The sequence below is a fragment of the Pseudomonas sp. WC1 genome (genome assembly GCF_050586565.1).
Taxonomy (GTDB): Bacteria; Pseudomonadota; Gammaproteobacteria; order Pseudomonadales; family Pseudomonadaceae; genus Aquipseudomonas.
In genome coordinates this window covers 46,995-66,725 of record NZ_JBOBDQ010000029.1, presented here as the reverse complement: position 1 = coordinate 66,725, position 19,731 = coordinate 46,995, and the positions used below count along the sequence as shown (strand labels likewise).

The 19,731-nt window shown below is 65.5% G+C and carries 17 protein-coding genes and 1 pseudogene; 11 read left to right on the top strand and 7 right to left on the bottom strand.

All coding sequences use genetic code 11. The features are described from left to right. Positions 1 to 202: 202 nt before the first annotated feature. Together ACQ4OD_RS14935 and ACQ4OD_RS14930 are read right to left on the bottom strand one after the other, a co-directional pair. Complete coding sequence (locus ACQ4OD_RS14935; protein WP_102684832.1) at positions 203 to 1,696, bottom strand: CoA-acylating methylmalonate-semialdehyde dehydrogenase; 1,494 nt, start codon at positions 1,694 to 1,696, stop codon at positions 203 to 205. Positions 1,697 to 1,767: 71 nt separating this feature from the next. After that, on the bottom strand, positions 1,768 to 3,114 hold the full coding sequence (locus ACQ4OD_RS14930) for an aspartate aminotransferase family protein (protein ID WP_139668461.1): 1,347 nt from the start codon (positions 3,112 to 3,114) through the stop codon (positions 1,768 to 1,770). 119 nt (positions 3,115 to 3,233) lie between these two features. On the opposite strand from ACQ4OD_RS14930, the gene ACQ4OD_RS14925 reads away from it, so the two are divergent. The 5 genes from ACQ4OD_RS14925 (at position 3,234) to ACQ4OD_RS14905 (ending at position 7,665) form a co-directional block, all read left to right on the top strand. Then, a complete protein-coding gene (locus tag ACQ4OD_RS14925; protein WP_102684831.1) occupies positions 3,234 to 4,151 on the top strand; it encodes a LysR family transcriptional regulator in 918 nt (305 codons plus the stop codon). Positions 4,152 to 4,236: 85 nt separating this feature from the next. Next, positions 4,237 to 4,899, top strand: a complete 663-nt coding sequence (locus ACQ4OD_RS14920; protein ID WP_102684830.1) for a TetR/AcrR family transcriptional regulator — start codon at positions 4,237 to 4,239, stop codon at positions 4,897 to 4,899. Positions 4,900 to 4,908: 9 nt separating this feature from the next. Beyond that, complete coding sequence (locus ACQ4OD_RS14915; RefSeq protein WP_111533378.1) at positions 4,909 to 5,493, top strand: IMPACT family protein; 585 nt, start codon at positions 4,909 to 4,911, stop codon at positions 5,491 to 5,493. Positions 5,494 to 5,940: 447 nt separating this feature from the next. Further along, complete coding sequence (locus ACQ4OD_RS14910) at positions 5,941 to 6,627, top strand: SDR family oxidoreductase (protein WP_139668458.1); 687 nt, start codon at positions 5,941 to 5,943, stop codon at positions 6,625 to 6,627. Between the two features lie 87 nt (positions 6,628 to 6,714). Next, positions 6,715 to 7,665: an adenosine deaminase gene (locus ACQ4OD_RS14905; RefSeq protein WP_430944514.1), complete on the top strand. Its 951-nt coding sequence runs from the start codon at positions 6,715 to 6,717 to the stop codon at positions 7,663 to 7,665. Here ACQ4OD_RS14905 and ACQ4OD_RS14900 read toward each other — a convergent pair. The 3 genes from ACQ4OD_RS14900 to ACQ4OD_RS14890 form a co-directional block, all read right to left on the bottom strand. Further along, complete coding sequence (locus ACQ4OD_RS14900; protein ID WP_102684826.1) at positions 7,662 to 8,372, bottom strand: ArsR/SmtB family transcription factor; 711 nt, start codon at positions 8,370 to 8,372, stop codon at positions 7,662 to 7,664. The genes ACQ4OD_RS14905 and ACQ4OD_RS14900 overlap by 4 nt on opposite strands. Positions 8,373 to 9,012: 640 nt before the next feature. Next, positions 9,013 to 10,194 (bottom strand): multidrug effflux MFS transporter, encoded by a 1,182-nt coding sequence (locus ACQ4OD_RS14895; RefSeq protein ID WP_139668455.1) that lies wholly within the window; start codon positions 10,192 to 10,194, stop codon positions 9,013 to 9,015. A gap of 158 nt (positions 10,195 to 10,352) precedes the next feature. Continuing rightward, on the bottom strand, positions 10,353 to 10,550 hold the full coding sequence (locus tag ACQ4OD_RS14890) for a heavy-metal-associated domain-containing protein (RefSeq protein ID WP_023632213.1): 198 nt from the start codon (positions 10,548 to 10,550) through the stop codon (positions 10,353 to 10,355). Between the two features lie 146 nt (positions 10,551 to 10,696). Here ACQ4OD_RS14890 and ACQ4OD_RS14885 point away from each other — a divergent pair, with 146 nt between their 5' ends. From ACQ4OD_RS14885 to ACQ4OD_RS14865, 5 genes and pseudogenes are all read left to right on the top strand, one after another. Next, entirely contained in the window at positions 10,697 to 11,083 is a 387-nt protein-coding gene (locus tag ACQ4OD_RS14885; RefSeq protein WP_139668451.1) for a hypothetical protein, read from the top strand. Positions 11,084 to 11,137: 54 nt separating this feature from the next. Further along, a complete protein-coding gene (locus tag ACQ4OD_RS14880; RefSeq protein WP_430944513.1) occupies positions 11,138 to 13,537 on the top strand; it encodes a heavy metal translocating P-type ATPase in 2,400 nt (799 codons plus the stop codon). Then, positions 13,534 to 13,938 (top strand): Cu(I)-responsive transcriptional regulator, encoded by a 405-nt coding sequence (cueR, locus tag ACQ4OD_RS14875; protein ID WP_023631307.1) that lies wholly within the window; start codon positions 13,534 to 13,536, stop codon positions 13,936 to 13,938. Before ACQ4OD_RS14880 ends, cueR begins: the two co-directional genes overlap by 4 nt. Before the next feature lie 197 nt (positions 13,939 to 14,135). Further along, positions 14,136 to 15,224 (top strand): annotated as a pseudogene (locus ACQ4OD_RS14870) (HAMP domain-containing protein); the annotation flags it as partial. Positions 15,225 to 15,314: 90 nt separating this feature from the next. Further along, positions 15,315 to 16,082: a methyl-accepting chemotaxis protein gene (locus ACQ4OD_RS14865; RefSeq protein WP_372241203.1), complete on the top strand. Its 768-nt coding sequence runs from the start codon at positions 15,315 to 15,317 to the stop codon at positions 16,080 to 16,082. A 66-nt stretch (positions 16,083 to 16,148) separates the two neighbouring features. Here ACQ4OD_RS14865 and ACQ4OD_RS14860 read toward each other — a convergent pair whose 3' ends face one another. Together ACQ4OD_RS14860 and ACQ4OD_RS14855 are read right to left on the bottom strand one after the other, a co-directional pair. Then, positions 16,149 to 16,925, bottom strand: coding sequence for an AraC family transcriptional regulator (locus tag ACQ4OD_RS14860; RefSeq protein WP_139668445.1), 777 nt, complete (start codon positions 16,923 to 16,925; stop codon positions 16,149 to 16,151). 59 nt (positions 16,926 to 16,984) lie between these two features. After that, positions 16,985 to 18,262 (bottom strand): acetyl-CoA C-acetyltransferase, encoded by a 1,278-nt coding sequence (locus ACQ4OD_RS14855; protein WP_430944512.1) that lies wholly within the window; start codon positions 18,260 to 18,262, stop codon positions 16,985 to 16,987. Positions 18,263 to 18,377: 115 nt separating this feature from the next. On the opposite strand from ACQ4OD_RS14855, the gene ACQ4OD_RS14850 reads away from it, so the two are divergent. Then, the gene (locus tag ACQ4OD_RS14850) at positions 18,378 to 19,730 is read left to right on the top strand and encodes a 3-oxoacyl-ACP reductase (protein ID WP_430944511.1); all 1,353 of its coding nucleotides are present in this window, start codon (positions 18,378 to 18,380) and stop codon (positions 19,728 to 19,730) included. Position 19,731: the final 1 nt, after the last annotated feature.

Here is a 19,731-nt window from a genome sequence, read left to right as displayed (position 1 = left end):
TCAGATGACCGAAGCACTTCCGATACTACCTGAAACACTCAACTTATTGATTAACAAGAGGTTTTGCGTTTCGACTACGTCGGAAGTGGGGCGCATTATAAGGGGATCTGAAACCCCGTCAACCTTTATTTCAGTTATATAAAGCAAAACCTCAAAACAAAGCGGGGCGGCCTCTCGGCCGCCCCGCTTTCATCCCTGCGCCTTACAAGCTAGGGAAGGCAAACTGCGACGCCTCATGGCTGGCCCGCTGCGGCCAACGCTGGGTGATCGCCTTGCGACGGGTATAGAAACGCACACCGTCCGGCCCGTACGCATGCAGGTCACCAAACAGCGAACGCTTCCAGCCACCGAAGCTGTGATACGCCACCGGCACCGGCAGCGGCACGTTGACGCCAACCATGCCCACTTCGATCTCGTCGCAGAACAGCCGCGCCGCCTCACCGTCACGGGTAAAGATGCAGGTACCGTTGCCGTACTCATGCTCGTTGATCAACTGCATGGCCTGCTCCAGGCTGTTCACCCGCACCACGCACAGCACCGGCCCGAAAATCTCTTCCTTATAGATGCGCATTTCGGGGGTGACCTTGTCAAACAAGGTGCCACCAACGAAATAGCCATCTTCATTACCGGGCACACGGAAACCGCGCCCATCGACCACCAGCTTGGCGCCAGCGGCAACGCCGTCGTCAATGTAACCCACCACCTTGTCACGGGCAGCGGCAGTCACCAGCGGGCCCATATCCAGGCCGCAGGACGTACCGGCACCGATCTTCAGCGCCTTGATCTGCGGCTCCAGCTTGGCAATCAGCGCATCGGCCACCTGGTCGCCGACACACACCGCCACCGAAATGGCCATGCAGCGCTCGCCGCAAGAACCATAGGCGGCGCCCATCAGCGCGCTGACCGCGTTGTCCAGGTCGGCATCAGGCATCAACACCGCGTGGTTCTTCGCGCCGCCCAATGCCTGCACGCGCTTGCCGCGCTTGGTGCCTTCGGCATAGATGTATTCGGCGATCGGGGTCGAGCCGACGAAGCTCAGGGCCTTGACCTCTGGCGCCTCGATCAGCGCGTCAACCGCTTCCTTGTCGCCATGCACCACGTTGAGGATGCCCTTCGGCAGGCCGGCCTCCAGCAGCAACTGGGCGATATAGAGGGTCGAGCTGGGATCACGCTCGGACGGTTTGAGAATGAATGCGTTGCCGCAGGCGATGGCCAGCGGGTACATCCACAGCGGCACCATGGCCGGGAAGTTGAACGGGGTGATACCGGCGACGATGCCCAGCGGCTGGAAATCGGACCAGGCGTCGATGTTCGGGCCGACGTTGCGGCTGTACTCACCCTTGAGCAGCTCCGGGGCGGCGCAGGCGAACTCGACGTTCTCGATGCCACGCTTGAGTTCGCCCGCAGCGTCCTCCACGGTCTTGCCGTGTTCCTCGCTGATCATCTGCGAGATTTTCGCTTCGTTCTGCTCAAGCAGTTGCTTGAAGCGGAACATCACCTGGGCGCGCTTGGCTGGCGGGGTATTGCGCCAGGCCGGGAAGGCGGCCTTGGCCGAATCGATGGCCTGCTGGATGGTGGCGCGGCTGGCCAGCTCGACCTTGCGCACGGCCTGGCCGGTCGACGGGTTGAAGACATCGGCGGTGCGCTCGCCCTTGCTGACCAGCTCGCCGTGGATCAGGTGCTGAACAATGCTCATGCATAACTCCAGATAAAGAAGGTAGAGACAGGCGCGTGGTACTCACACGCCCGACGTCAAAATCGGAAAAATCAGTCGACCTTGTTCAGGGCTTCGCCCACGGCGTCGAACAGACGGTCCAGCTCTTGTGGCTGGGTGTTGAAGGTCGGCCCAAATTGCAGGGTGTCGCCACCGAAGCGTACATAGAAGCCGGCTTGCCACAGCTTCATGGCCGCCTCGTACGGACGAACGATGGCATCGCCATCGCGCGCGGCGATCTGGATCGCGCCGGCCAGGCCGTAGTTGCGGATGTCGACGACGTTCTTGGTGCCCTTGACGCCGTGCAGCAGCTTCTCGAAGTGCGGCGCCAGCTCGGCGGCGGACTGCACCAGGTTTTCCTTCTGCAGCAGGTCCAGCGCGGCGAGGCCGGCGGCGCAGGCGACCGGGTGCGCCGAATAGGTGTAGCCGTGGGGGAATTCCACCGCGTACTCAGGGGTCGGCTGGTTCATGAAGGTCTGGTAGATCTCGCCGGTGGCGATCACCGCGCCCATCGGGATGGCGCCGTTGGTGACCTGCTTGGCGATGCACATCAGGTCCGGGGTCACGCCGAAGGCTTCAGCACCGGTCATGGCGCCCATGCGGCCGAAGCCGGTGATCACTTCATCGAAGATCAGCAGGATGTTGTGCTGGCTGCAGATCTCGCGCAGGCGCTTGAGGTAGCCCTTCGGCGGCGGCAGCACACCGGCGGAACCAGCCAGCGGCTCGACGATCACCGCGGCGATGTTCGAGGCGTCATGCAGCTCGATCAGCTTGAGCATCTCGTCGGCCAGGGCGATACCGCCCTCTTCCGGCATGCCCTTGCTGAACACGTTGGCCGGCAGCACGGTGTGAGGCAGGTGGTCGACGTCCAGCAACTGACCGAACAGCTTGCGGTTGCCGTTGACGCCACCCAGGCTGGTGCCGGCGATGTTGACACCGTGATAGCCACGGGCACGGCCGATGATCTTGGTCTTGGTGGCCTGGCCTTTCAGGCGCCAGTAGGCACGCACCATTTTCAGCGCGGTGTCGGCGCACTCGGAGCCGGAGTTGGTGAAGAACACGTGGTTCAGGTCGCCCGGCACCAGGTTGGCGATCTTCTCGGCCAGCTGGAACGACAGCGGATGGCCGAACTGGAACGCCGGCGAGTAGTCGAGGGTGGCGACCTGGCGAGCCACCGCCTCGCTGATCTCCTTGCGGGTATGCCCGGCGCCGCAGGTCCACAGGCCCGACAGGGCGTCGAACACCTTGCGGCCCTTGTCGTCGACCAGGTAGTTGCCTTCGGCCGCCACGATCAGCCGCGGGTCGCGCTGGAAGTTGCGGTTGGCGGTGTAGGGCATCCAGTGAGCGTCCAGCTTGAGCTGGCTGGCCAGACCGGCTTGAGCGGATTCGGGCATGTTCATCGGGCGGTTCCTCGAAAGACGATTAGGCAACGATGGGTGTTGTTGCAGCTAAGTTGTCACGGCGATAAAGTTCGAAAAACCCAGCTTTTCTAACCTTCAGTCAGCGGATAACTAAACTAATGAGCCGACGCCCCGATCCCCTCGCCCAGGTCAGCGATTTTGACATTCGCCTATTGAAGATCTACCGCAGCGTGGTCGAGTGCGGCGGCTTTTCAGCGGCGGAAAACGTCCTCGGCATCGGCCGCTCGGCCATCAGCCAGCAGATGAACGACCTCGAGCAACGCCTGGGCCTGCGCCTGTGCCAACGCGGCCGGGCGGGTTTTTCGCTGACCGAGGAGGGGCGCGAGGTCTACCACTCGGCGCTGCAACTGCTCAGCGCCCTGGAGTCGTTCCGCACCGAGGTCAATGGCCTGCACCAGCACCTGCGCGGTGAGCTGAACATCGGCCTCACCGACAACCTGGTCACCCTGCCGCACATGCGCATCACCCACGCCCTGGCCGAACTCAAGGACCGCGGCCCCGATGTGCGCATCCAGATCCGTATGATCGCCCCCAGCCAGGTCGAGCAGGGCGTGCTCGACGGCAGCCTGCATGTGGGCGTGGTACCGCAGACCAGCCCGCTGTCGGGACTTGAATACCAACCGCTGTACAGTGAACGCTCGCTGCTCTACTGCGCGGTCGGCCACCCGCTGTTCTACGCCGACGACCTGCAGATCGATGATGATCGCCTCAACGCCCAGGACGCGATCGCTCCGACCTTCCGCCTGCCCGCCGACATCCAGGCGCACTACCAGGCCCTGCACTGCACCGCCAGCGCCTCGGACCGCGAAGGCATGGCCTTCCTGATCCTGACGGGCCGCTACATCGGCTACCTGCCCGACCACTACGCCAGCTTCTGGGTGCAGCAGGGGCGCCTGCGGGCGCTGAAACCTGCCCAGCGTTTCTATGACCTGGGCCTGAGCTGGGTGACGCGCAAGGGCCGGCGGCCGAACCTGGTGCTGGAAAGCTTCCTCGAGAGCCTGGCTGCGACACGCTGATGCCTGTCCCTGACGCTAATGCTTGTCACTTCGCCACAGGCAGGTAATCTGTCGGACATCCGTAACGACCCGCCCGGAATCGTCCATGACCCTAGAAGTCCCTGCGCATCGCTCCCCCACCTCGGGCAAGCCCGCCGGCCGCATCCGCCAGAAGAACGAACAGGCCATCATCCAGGCCGCCGAGGACGAGTTCGCCCGCCACGGCTACAAGGGCACGAGCATGAACACCATCGCGCTCAAGGCCGGGCTGCCCAAGGCCAACCTGCATTATTACTTCACCAACAAGCTGGGCCTGTATATCGCGGTGCTGAGCAACATCATCGAACTGTGGGACAGCACCTTCAACGCCCTGAGCGTGGAGGACGACCCGGCCGAGGCGCTCAGCCAGTACATCCGCACCAAGATGGAGTTCTCCCGGCGCAACCCGCAGGCCTCGCGGATCTTCGCCATGGAAGTGATCAGCGGCGGCGAGTGCCTGAGCGAGTACTTCAGCGCCGACTACCGCGAATGGTTCCGTGGCCGCGCCGCGGTGTTCCAGGCCTGGATGGACGCCGGCAAGATGGACCAGGTAGATCCGGTGCACCTGATCTTCCTGCTCTGGGGCAGCACCCAGCACTACGCCGACTTCGCCACCCAGATCTGCCAGGTCACCGGCCGCAGCCGCCTGACCAAGCAGGACATGGAAGACGCCAGCAACAATCTTATCCACATCATTCTCAAAGGCTGCGGCATCAGCACGCCTGCCTGACCCGGACTTATGCCTTCTACCCTGCTCGAGCTCTGCGAATTGCGCGAAGAAATCCGCAAGAGCCGCTTCATCACCCTCGCCGGCCCGATCGACAGCCCCGCCGAGGCCATGGCCTTCATCGAACGCCACAGCGACCTGGCGGCCACCCACAACTGCTGGGCCTGGAAGCTCGGCGCCCAGTACCGCAGCAGCGATGACGGCGAACCGGGCGGCACGGCCGGGCGACCGATCCTCGCCGCCATCGAAGCCCAGGACTGCGACCAGGTGGTGGTGTTGGTGATCCGCTGGTACGGCGGCATCCAGCTGGGCACCGGTGGACTGGCCCGGGCCTACGGCGGCGGCGCCAACAAATGCCTGCAGCAGGCACCCAAGCGTGTGCTGGTGCAGCGCAGCGCGTTCAGTTGCAGTTGCACCTTCAGCGAACTGGCGCTGCTCAAGCTGCGCCTGGCTGAGGTGGACGGCGTGGTGCTGGATGAGCAGTTCACCGCTAACGGCGTCGACCTGCGCATCGCCCTGGGTGAGATCCACCTCGCGTCACTGCAGCAGCAACTCGCCGACCTGAGCCGCGGGCGCATTCTGCTGGAAAGAGAGTGAACATTGCCCACAACTGCTGTGGGCCTGCCTGTGGATAAGCTTGGGGCAAGCTTATACAGGCCTTATGCGACAAGGCCTGCGAAGCATTGAGCATATTTTGATCACATTTGTGTGACACTGGCACAAGTGACTGAAAGACTATGAGTTATCCCCAGCTTTCAATGTAAACCCGCCCCCAAACCACCATTTTCAGGCCCGCTGCGCTTGCACACAATTACTGTGGAGCGGCTTGTGGATAACCCGTGAACTACAGCGCCAGGCCCAGCCCCCACAGGCTTTCCAGGCAATCGATCGTTTTTTGATCAGTCTCCACAAGGCGAGCGCCAGGCTCCTGGTTTATGCTCGTCACCCAGGCCTTTCCCGGTGGAGGGCAATCACCCCGTTGTCGCGCGGCGAGCGAAACTATGCACAACAGCGCTCGCCCCGCCTTTGATATGGAGTATCGCAATGACCGCAAACAAGAACGCCCTGATCATCGGCGCCTCCCGAGGCCTTGGCCTGGGGCTGGTGCAACGCCTGCGTGAAGACGGCTGGAACGTCGTCGCCACCGTGCGCGACCCGCAGAACCCAGGTGCGCTCGGCGACGTGCCCGGTGCGCGTATCGAGCGCCTGGAGATGAACGACACCGCCCAGCTCGACGGGCTCAAGCAGCGCCTGCAGGGTGAAGTGTTCGACCTGGTGTTCGTCAACGCTGGCGTGATGGGCCCGCTGCCGCAGGACCTGGAAAGCGTGCAGGTACAGCAGATTGGCGAGCTGTTCATGACCAACGCCGTGGCGCCGATCCGCGTGGCCCGGCGCCTGGCCGAACTCATCCGCAAAGACAGCGGCGTGCTGGCGTTCATGAGCTCGATCCTGGGTAGCGTGACCATCCCCGACGGCGGTGAGATCTGCCTGTACAAGGCCAGCAAGGCGGCCCTCAACTCGATGATCAACAGCTTCGTGGTCGAGCTGCAGCGCCCCGACCTTGCCGTGCTGGCCATGCACCCGGGCTGGGTGAAGACCGACATGGGCGGCGAGAATGCCGAGATCGACGTGCTCACCAGCACCCGTGGCATGCTCGAGCAGATCAAGGCGCAGAGCGGCAACGGCGGCCTGCGCTTCATCAACTACAAGGGCGAGCCGCTCACCTGGTGATCCAGGGCCTTGCGGGCCTGGGTGGGCGCATTGCCCGGCCAGGCCCTGTAGAATGGCGGCCAACCGTACCTGATCGAGATTGCACACATGTATGACTGGCTGAACGCCTTGCCCAAGGCGGAACTGCACATGCACCTGGAGGGCTCGCTGGAGCCCGAACTGCTCTTCGCCCTGGCCGAGCGCAACAAGGTTGTGCTGCCCTGGGCCGATGTCGAAACCCTGCGCGGCGCCTATGCCTTCAACAACCTGCAGGAATTCCTCGACCTCTACTACCAGGGCGCTGGCGTCCTGCGTACCGAGCAGGATTTCTACGACCTGACCTGGGCTTACCTGCAACGCTGCAAGGCGCAGAACGTTATCCACACCGAGCCGTTCTTCGACCCCCAGACCCACACCGACCGGGGCATCCCGTTCGAGGTGGTACTCAATGGCATCACCGGCGCACTCAAGGATGGCCGTGAACAGCTGGGCATCTCCAGTGGTTTGATCCTCAGCTTCCTGCGCCACCTGAGCGAGGACGAGGCGCAACAGACCCTCGACCAGGCCCTGCCCTTCCGTGAGGCGTTCGTCGCCGTAGGCCTGGACAGCTCGGAAAAAGGCCATCCGCCCAGCAAGTTCCAGCGCGTCTTCGACCGCGCCCGCAGCGAAGGCTTCCTGACCGTGGCCCATGCCGGCGAGGAAGGCCCGCCCGAATACATCTGGGAGGCACTCGACCTGCTCAAGATCCAGCGTATCGACCACGGCGTGCGCGCCATCGAGGACGAACGCCTGATGCAGCGCATCATCGACGAGCAGATCCCGCTGACTGTCTGCCCGCTGTCCAACACCAAGCTGTGCGTGTTCGACCACATGAGCCAGCACAATATCCTCGACATGCTCGAGCGTGGCGTGAAGGTCACGGTCAACTCCGATGACCCGGCCTACTTCGGCGGCTACGTCACCGAAAACTTCCATGCCCTGCACCAGCACCTGGGCATGACCCAGGACCAGGCGCGCCGCCTGGCGCAGAACAGCCTGGACGCACGCCTGGTGCGCTAACCGGCCTGGCGCGAGGGCAGGCAGGCGATCGCGTTGATCTGCTGCTGGCCGAGCGGTGTAAGGTGTACCGCCCGGCTGCCCTCCTGCTCACGCACCCAGCCCGACTGGGTGAACAACCTGAGCAACGCCTTGCCCAGGCAACCGCCCAGGTGCGGGCCCTGGTCGTTCCACTTGCTGCAGTGGCAGATCACGCAGCCACGCCGGTCGGCGGCGGCCAGTGCGTCGATGAACACCCCCAGCGCCTCCAGTTGCCCCTTGCCCTCCTGGCTCACGGCCAGTTGCTGTTCGCTGCCCTCCAACCAACCCGCTACATGCAGCCGATGCAGCAACGCGGCAGCCACCTCGCCGCCCAGATGGTCGCCGCACAGGCGCGCCTTGCGCATTGACAGGGGGATTTGCAGCGAGGTGCCCTGCCCCACGGCTGAGCGGCTGGCCAACTGGACGCTGGCAAGGGCCTCCACCGCGGTGCCGACCTCCGGCGTTGCCAGGCGGAAGAAGCGTTTGCGCCCACGCGCCTCCTGCCTGAGCAAGCCGGCACTGGACAGCAGCGACAGGTGCGCGCAGGCCGACGAAGTGCTCAGGCCGGTGATCACGGCAAGCTCGTCCGCCGCACGCGGGGTGCCATCGATCAACGCCCACAACATGGCGCTGCGCTTGGGTTCGGCCATCAGGCTGGCAACCTGACTGATGCTGCGGACTGCGGTCATGAAACTGAAGCTCCCTGATGTATCTCGTCTGGCGGCGACAACCGCTGACGCCCTGCCGCCTGTGCGGGCAAGCACGGGATTGTTCGTGTGCCGGATGGTCAGCGCCAGGCCAGGAAGGATCTCACGCTGGCATTGGGCGCCTGAGGCAGTATAAGCCGCTGGAGGGGGCTCGCCTTGAGGGGGGTATGCCCGGAATGGGTCGGCGTTGGTCCCCCGAGCACCGTTCTGAAAGATGCGTCTGTCAGTGCGCCACACCGCAGACACGGCTGATGCCCCCGTTCTACTGTGGCTGCGCCAGGAACGTGGCTGATAGCGATTATCAAGAAGCTAGAAAAGTCCGATAGGCACGGTGAAAACTTCTGCCCTGCAAAACAGAAGGTCTCCCTACTTCAGGCCACCATGACCGTCAGTCAGGGGACTGATCCTGGCCATGGCGAGCGCCGGGGGCGGCGCTACACTAGTTCCGCTCCCGCTCACTGGAGGTGGATCGCGATGAAGATTGTCGTCAGTGCGTCGAACCGAAATCCCGCTTGCCCCTGGCAAGTCCAGCTCGATCAGCATGTGGTGAGTTTCCGCAACGAGGCCGAGGCGCGGTCATTCGTCGCCCTGCTCGAGGCGCGCCTGAACGCGCCCCACCCGCTCACGCAGGCCGGCTGGCCTGCAGCCGCCGGGTCAACATTGCGACACTGACCACCAGCGCGCCGCACAGGCTGATCACCAGCGCCATGGGCACCGCGCTGCCATCGTGCAGCACCCCGACCAGCGCTGCCGCACCCGCGGCGACGCTGAACTGCAGGCAGCCCATCAGCGCCGAGGCGCTGCCTGCCCGCGTGCCCTGCCCGCTCATGGCGCAGGCCGAGGCGTTGGGGATGATGCAACCAAGGCTGGCGATGCATACGAACAACGGCACCAGCAACGGCCACAACTGCGCTGGGCGCAGCGCCGCGACCACCAGCAGCGCCAGCGCCGCCACCAGGTACAGCCACACTGCCCGCGCCAGCAGGAACGCCGGGCCACGCTTGGCCAGCAGACGCGCATTGACCTGGGCCATCAGGATGAAGCCTGCGGCGTTGGTGCCGAACAACCAGCCATAGTGCTCGGCGGGCACCCCGTACAACTTGATGAACACGAACGGTGAACCGGCGATGTAGGCGAACATCCCGGCGATGGCGATGCCGCCGGTCAACGCATGGCCGACAAACACCCGGTCACCGAACAGCCGCAGGTACTGGCGCAGCGCCCCCGACAAGGGCTGGCGCGGGACATGTGCCGGCAGGCTCTCCGGCAGTCCCAGGCCGACGGCCACCAGGCAGGCCGCGCTGAACAGGCTCAGGGCGAGGAAAATCGACTGCCAACCAGACACATTGACCAGCACGCCACCGAGCATCGGCGCGAGAATCGGTGCCAGGCCCATCACCAACATCAATTGCGAAAACACCTTGGCCGAGGCCACCGCGTCGCACTTGTCGCTGACGATCGCCCGCGACAGCACCATGCCGGCGCAGCCACCCAGGGCCTGGACGAAGCGCGCCACGATCAAACTGTCGAGGTTGGGTGCATAGGCACAGGCCAGGGAGGCGATGGTGAACAAGCCAACCCCAAACAGCAGCGGAATACGCCGGCCGAAACGGTCGGCCACTGGCCCGTAGGCGAGCTGGCCCAGGGACAGGCCGAGGAAATAGGCGGCCAGGGTCGTCTGCACATGCTTTTCGTCGGTGGCGAAGGCATGCGCCATGGCCGGGAAGGCCGGCAAATAGAAGTCGATCGCCAAAGGCCCGAACGCACTGAGGGCGCCGAGAATCAGCAAGGTTCGCAGGTTCATGGAGAATCCATAGCAGGCTAAGCAAGTCGGTTAGTCTACCTGCACTGGATCATTGGGCGTTGAAAACCTTTGTAATAATTGGCCTGTATTTCTGTAGAAGCGGACTTGCCCCGGCAGCCCGCTTCTACAGAAATGCTCTATCTGGACAATCCAGCCGTTCAGGCCACCTCGGCCTGATACCCCTCTTCACGAATCGCCGCCAGGATCTGATCCGCCGCGAGGGCGCTGTCCACACGCACCTGCTTCGCCGCCAGGTCCACTTCCACCCGCGCCGCGGCGTCCTGCTCCTGCACCGCACGGGTCACGCCTTTCACGCAATGGCCACAGGTCATGCCTTGTACATTGAACACTTGCATAGGGGTTGCCTCCTTGTGGGTTTTGTCTACTTTCAGCCTTGCCATCGGGGCAAGGTCAAGTTCCGCGTCAAACGGCCGGGCTGGAAATCCGAGCGCGGCTCGGCCAAGCTGCGCCTTTGACGATTTTGGCAAGCAGGAGATTCTTCATGATCAGGGCAGCAATGAGCCTAGTCGGACTGCTGGGCGCGCTGGCCGTGGTGCCATCGGCCAGCGCCGAAGGCAACTCGGACTACAGCGTGCTGATGATTTCCCGGGAACGCCTGGAAGTGGCCAGCAGTTGCGAGATCGGTATCTACCTCAACGATCAGTTGGCAGGCCGGCTGTTCCAGGAGCAATCGACCTCGTTCAACCTGCCACCGGGCCCTGTCGACGTACGCTTGCGCCTGCTCCCCGGACAGATGCCCGGCTGCGCGCCGGGTATCGAGGACCAGCGCAGCACGCGCCTTACGTTGCAGGCGGGCCAGATCAAGAAGTACCGCATCGCCACAGGGCAAAAAGGCCTGGAATTGAGGCAAGCCAACCTGGGCTATTGACCTTGCCCGCATGGCAAGGTTGATGCTGAAGGCCTATCCACGGAGGAGAGAGCCATGCCCGCATCCACCACCTTCGACCTGCCGATCAGCGGCATGACCTGCGCCAGTTGCGCAGGTCGGGTCGAACGCGCCCTGCGCAAGGTCACCGGCACCGAACATGTCAGCGTCAACCTGGCCACCGAGCAGGCCCGTGTCCAGGCGCCGGCCGACAGCCTGCCGGCATTGGTCGGCGCGGTGCGCGACGCCGGTTACAGCGTCCCCACCCGTACCCTCGAACTGCTGATCGGCGGCATGACCTGCGCCAGCTGCGCCGGCCGTGTCGAGCGTGCTCTGGGCAAGCTGCCAGGGGTCGAGCAGGTCAGCGTCAACCTGGCCAGCGAACGCGCTCACCTCGAAGTCCTGCAAGCCGTCGATGACGGTGTTTTGATCGCCGCAGTGGAAAAGGCCGGCTATAGCGCCAGCCTGCCGCGCACCGCCGACGATGACCAGGCCCAGGCCCAACGTCGCCTGCGCAACGAACGCCTGGCGGTCGGCGCCGCCCTGCTGCTGGCCCTGCCATTGGTACTGCCGATGCTGGCGCAACCCTTTGGGGTGCACTGGATGCTGCCGGCCTGGGCGCAGTTCCTGCTGGCCACGCCGGTGCAGTTCATCCTCGGCGCACGCTTCTATGTCGCTGCCTGGAAGGCCGTGCGCGCCGGTGCCGGCAACATGGACCTGCTGGTCGCCCTGGGCACCAGCGCCGGCTACGGCCTGAGCCTGTACCAATGGGCCAACGCCCACAGCGGCATGGAACCGCACCTGTATTTCGAAGCCTCGGCGGTGGTCATCGCCCTGGTGCTGCTGGGCAAGTACCTGGAAAGCCGTGCCAAGCGCCAGACCGCCAGTGCCATCCGGGCGCTGGAGGCGCTGCGCCCGGAACGGGCGGTGCGGGTCATCGAGGGGCGCGAGGAAGAGGTGGCGATCAGTCAGTTGCGCCTGGGCGACCGGGTGCTGGTCAAACCCGGCGAGCGCTTCCCGGTCGACGGTGAAGTGCTCGAAGGCAGCAGCCATGCCGATGAAGCGCTGATCAGCGGCGAAAGCCTGCCCGTGCCCAAGGCGCCTGGCGACTCGGTAACCGGTGGAGCCATCAACGGCGAAGGCCGGCTGCTGGTAAAAACCCAGGCCTTGGGCGCCGAGACCGTGCTCGCCCGCATCATCCGCCTGGTCGAGGACGCCCAGGCGGCCAAGGCGCCTATCCAGAAGCTGGTCGACCGGGTCAGCCAGGTATTCGTGCCAGCAGTACTGGTGCTGGCCCTGATCACCCTGGTCGGCTGGTGGCTGGCCGGCGCACCGCTGGAAACCGCCCTGATCAATGCCGTCGCCGTGCTGGTGATCGCCTGCCCATGCGCCCTCGGCCTGGCCACGCCCGCCGCGATCATGGCCGGCACCGGCGTCGCCGCCCGCCACGGCATCCTGATCAAGGACGCCGAAGCACTGGAGCGTGCCCATGCGGTGAACAGCGTGGTGTTCGACAAGACCGGCACGCTCACCTCGGGCAGCCCGCGCATCGTCCACAGCCGGGCCAGCAGCGGCGACAACGGCGAGTTGCTGCGCCTGGCCGGTGCCCTGCAACGCGGCAGCGAGCACCCATTGGCCAAGGCGGTACTCGACGCCTGCGCCGAACAAGGCCTGCACGTGCCGCAGGTCGCTGACAGCCAGTCGCTCACCGGTCGCGGCATCGCCGGCCAGGTAGATGGCCGTGAACTGGCCCTGGGCAACCGTCGCCTGCTCGACGAAAACGGACTGCCGCCGGGCGACCTGGCCAACAGTGCGCAGGCCTGGGAAGCCGAGGGCCGCACGCTGTCCTGGTTGATCGAGCGTGGCCAGCAGCCACGCGTGCTCGGCCTGTTCGCCTTCGGCGACAGCCTCAAGCCCGGCGCCGGCGCGGCCATCGACGCGCTGCATGCGCGTGGCATCAGCAGCCACCTGCTGACAGGCGACAACCGTGGCAGCGCCAAGGTGGTGGCCGACGCCCTGGGCATCGATGACGTGCATGCCGAAGTGCTGCCGGCGGACAAGGCAGCTACAGTCGCCGCGCTCAAACAGGAAGGCGTGGTGGCCATGGTCGGCGACGGCATCAACGACGCCCCGGCACTGGCCGCAGCCGATATCGGCATCGCCATGGGCGGCGGCACCGACGTGGCCATGCAGGCCGCCGGCATCACCCTGATGCGCGGTGATCCGCGCCTGGTGCCCGCGGCATTGGACATCAGCCGCAAGACCTATGCGAAGATCCGCCAGAACCTGTTCTGGGCCTTCATCTACAACCTGGTCGGCATCCCCCTGGCCGCCCTCGGTTACCTCAACCCGGTACTGGCCGGCGCCGCCATGGCCCTGTCCAGCGTCAGTGTGGTCAGCAACGCCCTGTGGCTGAAAACCTGGAAACCCACCGCCATCGACCAGGAGGCGCCATGAACATAGGCCAGGCCGCCCGCCGCAGCGGGCTCAGCGCCAAGATGATCCGTTACTACGAGTCCATCGGCCTGTTGCGCCCCGCCACGCGCAGCGAAAGCGGCTATCGCCTGTACCAGCAGGAAGACCTGCACAGCCTCGCGTTCATCAAGCGCTCGCGAGACTTGGGCTTCTCCCTGGACGAGGTCGCCAAGCTGCTGACCCTGTGGCAGGACCGCCAGCGCGCCAGCGCCGACGTGAAGGCCCTGGCCATGCAGCATATCGACGCGCTGAACCAGCGCATCGAGGAGCTGGTGAGCCTGCGCGACACCCTCGGTGAACTGGTGGCCCACTGCCAGGGCGATGACCGCCCGGACTGCCCGATCCTCAAGGACCTGGCCAATGGCAGCGGCTGCTGCCACTGAGGGCATCGTCTGCGGGAGCGGCAGGGCGCCGCTCCTGCGGACAACCATTGGTATGCCATATTAGCCAGGCCCGACCGATATCCCCTTGAATAGCCTTTTCACCCAATAAATACGGGAGTTTCCCTACATAAAACCCAGGCTTTGCCGATGCACTGTTACAGCCTCGTGCAACGAAAAGAACAACTCTGGGAGCGTGGATGAACATCAAGCAGAAACTCACCTGGGCCTTCGCCATCATCGCCGGCCTGCCCATCGTCCTGGTCGCCACCCTGGTGGTGCTCAACCTGCGCGGCGAAGCCCGCGACGATTTCCTGGACAACAGCAGTCGGGAGATTCGCCAGGTCGGCAACGCCATGGACATCTTCTTCCAGGGCATCACCCAGAACGTCGACTACCTGGCCGCGCAACCCCTGGTGGCGGCCACGGCTGACAACGTCAAGAAGCACATCAGCGCCGATGCCGCCAACATCGCCCCCGGCGAGCAGGACAAGGCGCTGTTCGACCTGTTCAGCCGCCTGGCCCAGAGCCACCCGGACTACGCCTATGTGTCCTACGGCCTGAAGGATGGCGGCTACGCGTTCTGGCCGGGCGATCCGAAAATGGCCAACTACGACCCGCGTACCCGCCCCTGGTACCAGGCGGCCATGGCCAACCCCGGCAAGACCCTGCGCACCGCGCCCTACTACTGGGCCGGCGACGACGCCGTACTGGTCAGCACCGTGCGCGCCGTGGCCAACACGCTGGGCAACCCGGGCGGCGTGGTCAACATCGATGTGTCGCTCAAGGGCCTCACCGAGATCGTCAAGCAGATCAAACTGGGCGAGAGCGGCTACCTGATCCTCATGGAAAACAACGGCAACGTGATGGTCGACCCGCGCGACGCCAGCCACAACTTCAAGCAGCTCGCCAGCCTGGGCGACGGCTACGCCGAGCTGGCCAAGGCCGGCAAGGGCCTGGCCGAAGTACAGTTGAACGGCGAGCGCTACATGGCCAACGTCTACCCCGACGAGAAACTCGGCTGGACCTTCATCGGCCTGATCCAGCATGACGAAGTGATGCAGACCACCACGCGCCTGACATGGCTGATCGGCGGCGTCGCGTTGATCCTGGCCGCCGTGTTCGCGGTAGTGGGCGCGGCGTTCGCCAAGCTCATCGTGCGCCCGATCAACAGCGTCACCAGCGGCCTGGAAGACATCGCCCAAGGTGAAGGCGACCTGACCCGCAACCTGGAGATCCGCGGCCGCGACGAAACCGCCCAGCTGGCCAGCTGGTTCAACCAGTTCCTTGGCGCCATCCGCAGCCTGATCCAGCACATCGGCGGTGCGGCGAGCAAGATCCTCAGCACCTCCAACAGCTCGACCCGCGTCTCCGGCGACATGGCCGAAGCCGCCGGGCGTCAGCGCGAAGCAGTGGACATGGTGTCCACGGCGTTCCATGAGATGGTCGCCACCGCCAATGAAGTGGCCCGTTCCTGCAGCCAGGCCGCGCAATCGGCCGACAGCGGCCAGCAGCAGGCCCGTGAAGGGCAGCAGCAGATCGACGCGGCGGTACAGAGCGTCGATCGCCTGAGCCAGGAAATCGAGCAGTCGGCGCAGTCGATCCAGCAACTGGAGCGTGACAGCAATGCCATCCAGTCGATCCTCGGCACCATCCGCTCGATCGCCGAACAGACCAACCTGCTGGCGCTCAACGCCGCCATCGAGGCTGCCCGCGCCGGTGAGCAGGGCCGCGGCTTTGCCGTGGTCGCCGACGAAGTCCGTGCCCTGGCCAAGCGCACTGCCGACTCCACCGCCGAGATCGACGGCCTGCTCGGCAACCTGGCCAGCCGCACCGCCCAGGTGGCCGAACAGATGCACGCCAGCATCGAGGTGTCGCAGCAGTCGGTCAGCCGCATCGGCCTGGCCCGCGACAGCTTCGGCCAGATCCGCGAATCGGTGGACATCATCCGCGACATGAACACCCAGATCGCCACCGCCGCCGAGGAGCAGCACCAGGTGGCCGAGGACATCAACCGCCACATCAGCCAGATCCATGGCGATGCCCAGTTGGTGGCGGAACTGGCCCAGGCGGCGCGCCAGGACTCCGAGAGCCTGGCCGGGCTGTCCAACGAGCTGGATGCGCTGGTGCGCAGGTTCAGGACCTGAGTCGCCGTCGGTGGGCACGCGCGCTCTTGTAGATGCGCGGTTGCCCACCGACAGGCCTTGCACCGTCTACAAGCGAAGCTCCCCCGGCGTTGCCCCGAACAATTGCTTGAACGCGGCAATGTAGGCCGAGGTCGAGTCATAACCGCAACCCAGCGCCGCCTGGGTGACACTCTCTCCCGCTTCCAGCAGCGCCAGCGACGTCAACAGGCGCATGCGCTGGCGCCAGTTGCGAAAACTTAGCCCTGTCTCACGCTGGAACAGGCGCATCAGGGTCTTTTCCGACACCCCCAGTTGCACGGCCCATTGCTGCAAGGTCTGCACCTGGTCGGGCGCGGCGATCAGCCCGTTGCACAGCGCCAGCAAACCCGGATGGCGCGGCAACGGCAGCGAGAAGCCGACCTGCGGCAGGGTACGCAGCTGGTCCAGCAACACCGCCACCAGCCGCGCCTCGGCACTGTCGCCTTGCGGATAGGCCACCGCGAAGGTGCAGAACTGCTTGATCAGCTCGCGCGCCAGCGGCGTGACCTCCAGCACCCGGCATTCGCTGGGCGACCATGGGCAGGCATCGCTGCGTACATACAGGCTGCGCATCTCGGCCTGCATCGAGGTCACCACCTCGTGCTCGGTGCCGGCCGGGATCCACACGCCCCATTGCGGCGGGGCGAAGTAGCTGCCGTCGCTGGTGTACACGCCAAGCACCCCGCTGATGGCGTAGGAGAACTGCACCCAGTCATGGCGGTGGCGGGTGGTCCAGGAGCCAGCGCCGAGGCTCTCGGCACGGGCATAGAGCGGCCTGGGCAAGTGGTCCAGCGTGGGGATGGGGCGTGGGCCGATAGTCGACATGATGGGGCCTGGTGTCTCGGGACGGACAAGGGTATCAGCCATCGCAGTCAACGCCGAACCTATCGCTCGATGATCGCCGTCACCCCCTGCCCGCCCGCCGCGCAGATGGAGATCAGGCCGCGGCCCTTGCCCCGCTCGCTGAGCAGCTTGGCCATGTTCGCCAGAATCCGCCCGCCCGTCGCGGCGAACGGGTGCCCTGCAGCCAGCGAACTGCCCTTCACGTTCAGCCTGGTACAGTCAATCGCACCGAGCGGCGCATCGAGCCCCAGCCGTGTGCGGCAGTAGTCGGCATCTTCCCAGGCCTTGAGAGTGCACAGCACCTGGGCGGCAAAGGCTTCGTGAATTTCGTAGAAATCGAAGTCCTGCAAGGTCAGGCCGTTGCGTGCCAGCAGCCGTGGCACCGCGTACACCGGCGCCATCAGCAGGCCCTCCTGGCCATGGACGAAATCCACCGCCGCCGCCTCGCCATCCACCAGGTAGGCCTGCACCGTCAGGCCATGCTCCTCGGCCCAGGCTTCGCTGCCGAGCAGCACCAGCGAGGCGCCATCGGTCAGCGGCGTGGAGTTGCCCGGCGTGAGCGTGCCTAGGCCGCTGCGCTCGAACACCGGCTTGAGCTTGGCCAGCTGTTCCAGGGTGAGGTCGGCGCGCAGGTTGTTGTCGCGGGTCAGGCCCAGGTAAGGCGTGAGCAGGTCGTCGTGCCACCCCTCGCGATAGGACGCCGCCAGGTGCTGGTGGCTGAGCAGCGCCAGCGCATCCTGGTCACCACGCTCGATCTGCCAGGTTTGCGCCATGCGCTCGCAATGCTCGCCCATCGACAGCCCCGTGCGCGGCTCGCCGTTGCGCGGCAGCTCGGGTTTGAGCAGGCCCGGACGCAACTTGAGGAAAGGCTTGAGACGCTCGCCAAGGCTCTTGCCACGGTTGGCCTGCAGCAGGATCTGGCGCAGCCCTTCGCTCACCGCGATGGGGGCGTCCGAGGTAGTGTCGACGCCGCCGGCGATGCCACTGTCGATCTGCCCCAGGGCGATCTTGTTGGCCACCAGCAACGCCGCCTCCAGCCCGGTGCCGCAGGCCTGCTGGATATCGTAGGCCGGCGTCTGCGGCGACAAGCGCGAGCCGAGCACGCACTCGCGGGTCAGGTTCATGTCACGCGAGTGCTTGAGCACCGCCCCCGCCGCGACCTCGCCCAGGCGCAGCCCATGCAGGCGGTAACGCTCCACCAGGCCTTCGAGGGCGGCGGTGAGCATCGCCTGGTTGCTGGCCTTGGCGTAGGCGCCATTGGAGCGGGCGAAGGGAATCCGGTTGCCCCCCAGGATCGCGACCCGGCGAATTGACTGCATGCCTGTTCCTCCTGAAACAATTTGAGCCTTAAGACTAGGTTCTTTTCGGCTATTCGAACGACCCTGCCACAAAGTTGGTCCACACTTGCATGCTTGCCTTCAGGGAGAACCGTACATGAGCGACCGCTATCTGGGCTTTGCCAACTCCACCCTTGGCCGCAAACTTGTCGATGCCCTCGGCCTGCCGCGCCCGGTGCCGCTGGAGCGCTGGCAGGCCGGGCGCCTGCGCCCCATCGAGGGCGCGCTGGTGCTCGGTGGCGGCCCGCTGGCCAGCCAGGTCGCGGCAATCGCCCCACGCCTGACCGCCGATTGCTACGGCTTCGACGCCGAAGCGCTCGACGCCCCCGCCTGGGTCGCGGGCCTGGGGCCGAAAATCAAGGCCGTGGTGTTCGATGCCAGTCACTTGTCCGACAGCGATGCGCTCAAGCAGTTGCGCGAATTCTTCCAGCCCTTGCTGCGCAGCCTGGCCCCCAGTGCCCATGTGATGATCCTGGGGCGCGCCCCGGAAAGCCTGGACGATGCGAAAGCCAGTGTCGCCCAACGCGCCCTGGAGGGTTTCAGCCGTTCGCTGGCCAAGGAGTTGCGCAATGGCGCCACGGCCAACCTCTTGTATGTCGGTGACGGCGCCGAAGACCAGCTCGAAGGCGCGCTGCGCTTCTTCCTCTCGCCCAAGAGTGCGTTCGTTTCCGGGCAGGTCCTGCGCCTGTCGGCGTGCGCCACCCAGGTCGAAGACTGGACCCGCCCGCTGGCCGGCCGTCACGCCCTGGTCACCGGTGCCGCGCGCGGTATCGGCGCTGCCATCGCCGAAACCCTAGCCCGCGATGGCGCCGAAGTGACCTTGCTCGACGTGCCCCAGGCGCAGCGCGACCTCGACGCCCTCGCCGCGCGCCTGGGTGGCCGTGCCCTGGCCCTGGACATTTGCGCCGCCGATGCCGCCGCGCAGTTGCTCGAAGCCTTGCCGCAAGGCCTGGACATCGTGGTGCACAACGCCGGCATCACCCGCGACAAGACCCTTGCCAACATGACCCCGGAATACTGGGACGCGGTGCTGGCCGTCAACCTCAAGGCCCCGCAGGTGCTGACCCAGTCGCTGTTCGAGGGAGGCAAGCTGCAGCGCGACGCCCGTATCACCCTGCTCGCCTCGGTCAGCGGCATCGCCGGCAACCGCGGCCAGTCCAACTACGCGGCCAGCAAGGCCGGGCTGATCGGTTTCGCCCAGGCCTGGGCACCGCGCCTGGCCGAACAAGGTGCCAGCATCAACGCCGTGGCGCCGGGCTTTATCGAAACGCACATGACCGCGGCCATGCCCATGGGCCTGCGCGAGGCCGGCCGGCGCCTGAGTTCACTCGGCCAGGGCGGCTTGCCGCAGGATGTCGCCGAGGCCATCGCCTGGCTCAGCCAGCCGGGTTCCGGCGCGGTCAACGGCCAGGCCCTGCGGGTCTGCGGCCAGGCCTTGATGGGAGCCTGAC

Excerpts from the sequence above, each read along its gene's own strand:
- ACQ4OD_RS14935 (WP_102684832.1), bottom strand. The coding sequence starts at position 1,696 with ATGAGCATTGTTCAGCACCTGATCCACGGCGAGCTGGTCAGCAAGGGC.
- ACQ4OD_RS14930 (WP_139668461.1), bottom strand. The coding sequence starts at position 3,114 with ATGAACATGCCCGAATCCGCTCAAGCCGGTCTGGCCAGCCAGCTCAAG.
- ACQ4OD_RS14925 (WP_102684831.1), top strand. The coding sequence starts at position 3,234 with ATGAGCCGACGCCCCGATCCCCTCGCCCAGGTCAGCGATTTTGACATT.
- ACQ4OD_RS14920 (WP_102684830.1), top strand. The coding sequence starts at position 4,237 with ATGACCCTAGAAGTCCCTGCGCATCGCTCCCCCACCTCGGGCAAGCCC.
- ACQ4OD_RS14915 (WP_111533378.1), top strand. The coding sequence starts at position 4,909 with ATGCCTTCTACCCTGCTCGAGCTCTGCGAATTGCGCGAAGAAATCCGC.
- ACQ4OD_RS14910 (WP_139668458.1), top strand. The coding sequence starts at position 5,941 with ATGACCGCAAACAAGAACGCCCTGATCATCGGCGCCTCCCGAGGCCTT.
- ACQ4OD_RS14905 (WP_430944514.1), top strand. The coding sequence starts at position 6,715 with ATGTATGACTGGCTGAACGCCTTGCCCAAGGCGGAACTGCACATGCAC.
- ACQ4OD_RS14900 (WP_102684826.1), bottom strand. The coding sequence starts at position 8,372 with ATGACCGCAGTCCGCAGCATCAGTCAGGTTGCCAGCCTGATGGCCGAA.
- ACQ4OD_RS14895 (WP_139668455.1), bottom strand. The coding sequence starts at position 10,194 with ATGAACCTGCGAACCTTGCTGATTCTCGGCGCCCTCAGTGCGTTCGGG.
- ACQ4OD_RS14890 (WP_023632213.1), bottom strand. The coding sequence starts at position 10,550 with ATGCAAGTGTTCAATGTACAAGGCATGACCTGTGGCCATTGCGTGAAA.
- ACQ4OD_RS14885 (WP_139668451.1), top strand. The coding sequence starts at position 10,697 with ATGATCAGGGCAGCAATGAGCCTAGTCGGACTGCTGGGCGCGCTGGCC.
- ACQ4OD_RS14880 (WP_430944513.1), top strand. The coding sequence starts at position 11,138 with ATGCCCGCATCCACCACCTTCGACCTGCCGATCAGCGGCATGACCTGC.
- cueR (WP_023631307.1), top strand. The coding sequence starts at position 13,534 with ATGAACATAGGCCAGGCCGCCCGCCGCAGCGGGCTCAGCGCCAAGATG.
- ACQ4OD_RS14865 (WP_372241203.1), top strand. The coding sequence starts at position 15,315 with ATGGCCGAAGCCGCCGGGCGTCAGCGCGAAGCAGTGGACATGGTGTCC.
- ACQ4OD_RS14860 (WP_139668445.1), bottom strand. The coding sequence starts at position 16,925 with ATGTCGACTATCGGCCCACGCCCCATCCCCACGCTGGACCACTTGCCC.
- ACQ4OD_RS14855 (WP_430944512.1), bottom strand. The coding sequence starts at position 18,262 with ATGCAGTCAATTCGCCGGGTCGCGATCCTGGGGGGCAACCGGATTCCC.
- ACQ4OD_RS14850 (WP_430944511.1), top strand. The coding sequence starts at position 18,378 with ATGAGCGACCGCTATCTGGGCTTTGCCAACTCCACCCTTGGCCGCAAA.